Genomic DNA, 1,715 nt, shown 5'->3' on the forward strand with positions numbered 1-1,715 from the left:
CTGGAGGTACCGGATTCTTCATGCATTTTTGTTGTATGATAAATATTTTTCTTACACAGGGTCGCCTTAACCCTTGAACCGCTTCAGCCATCCACCCATTACTTTAAACAGCTGCGGATCAATTGGCTGTCCCATCTGCGCTTTGTATTCCTTTATCAATCCAAGCATCGTATGCTCGCCTTCATAATTACGAAGGATATGGTTCATGCCGGGAATAATATGCCACTCTGCTTCGCCCTTGACCAATTCGGGAATGCGCTTCACGTGCTCCGGCGGCACCTGCACATCTTTTTCGCCTGTTACGGCAAGTACAGGACAATCAACTTCATTCAAGTAATCTGTGGTATTGAAAGATAGGGTCTCCCGCATCCATTTTGCATTAATGCGAATGCCCTGGATCCGCATAACATCTTTATCGGAAGCTTCTATTTTTTTGAAAATCTTTGCGTTCTGCTTTCTTGCTTTGTCGACAGCTTTTAACGTGCGGTAAAGCCATCCCTTGAACCCGCCGGCGCCGTTCATTTCTTCAAACGCCGCTTCGTTCTGCAAAGCCGACAAATCCTTGGACGCTTCTGCCCCGCCCGAGAGCAGGATGAGCCCGGCCGCCGATTCCTCCTTGTGGACAGCCGGTGCCATCAATGCGCCTTCACTGTGCCCTAGAATTACCACTTTTTCCGAATCCACATTCGGATGATCCTTCAAAAAACGCAGTGCTGCTGCCCCATCGTCAATAAAATCACTGATGCCGGCTTCCAGGAACTTTCCAGTGCTTTTATTGATGCCGCGTTTGTCATAGCGCAACGTGACGAAACCCTGTCCTGTCAGGAAATCCGCGAGGTCCTTGTAAAGATTCATCTTCATCTTTTTCATATTGCCATCACGGTCGGCGTTGCCGGATCCCGCCATAAGCAAAACGGCTGGAAGTTTCGTTCCCTCTTTTTCTGGAATCGTCATCGTCCCACTGATGGCAAATTTCGATTCAATGATTACTTCAATTTCCTTCTTCATCCTCTTTTCCCCTTTCCCCTTCTGGAATGATAATTGTTGAAATGACACGCTTCGTCCGTTCCGGCGAAGGCGCATTACCTATATATTTTGCAAAGACTTGCCGCAAATCCCCTAACAGCTCATTGAACTCTCCATCACTGAGATGGAGGGCCAATTGCCTGTATCCAACCCCGTCCCGCTCAAAATCCACCGAATCCTTATCAAGATATTCTTCGAAACTCTTGGTTAAATGCACGGCGAACAGCATAAAAAATTTCAGATGATCTTCCTTCGACATCTCTTTCGCTTCTTCGTTTGTTACGATTGCCGCCCCTGTGTTCAGCTCATATGTCTTTTCAATCGTTCCCCTTATCTGGTTCTGTTCCGTCACTGCCAGGATTTCCGCTTTCACCAGTATATCCAATTGCCGGTAAAGCGTAGCCTGTGGGACATCCGGCAGGGTGTTAGCCAATTGTTTGGCGGTCGCCGCCTGGCCATTGAGAAACTGCTGGATGATGCGAATGCGTACAGGATGGAGAATTGTTTCGATTTTATTCATGGAGTAACCCCTTTACGTTATCAATTACAATTATATTATCATAAATGATAATATAAAGCACTGGATTTTTTTACACAGCACAAATTCCTAATGTCTTTCCTCTCATCAGCAGCTCTTAAATAGCCCGTCCCTGTCTTTCCCAGCAGTTCCCATTTGGACCCTGTGACAG

General features: G+C 46.6%; 2 protein-coding genes. Both read right to left on the minus strand.

The window, feature by feature from the left end; genetic code table 11:
• Positions 1-66: 66 nt before the first annotated feature.
• Positions 67-1,008 carry an alpha/beta hydrolase family protein gene (locus KW93_RS13130; RefSeq protein WP_033543488.1) on the minus strand — a complete coding sequence of 314 codons (942 nt, stop codon included), beginning with the start codon at positions 1,006-1,008 and terminating at the stop codon, positions 67-69.
• The gene (locus KW93_RS13135) at positions 992-1,546 is read right to left on the minus strand and encodes a helix-turn-helix domain-containing protein (protein WP_033543489.1); all 555 of its coding nucleotides are present in this window, start codon (positions 1,544-1,546) and stop codon (positions 992-994) included. Before KW93_RS13135 ends, KW93_RS13130 begins: the two co-directional genes overlap by 17 nt.
• Between the last annotated feature and the right edge of the window lie 169 nt (positions 1,547-1,715).

The sequence above is a fragment of the Planococcus sp. CAU13 genome (genome assembly GCF_000775575.1).
Taxonomy (GTDB): domain Bacteria; phylum Bacillota; class Bacilli; order Bacillales_A; family Planococcaceae; genus Planococcus.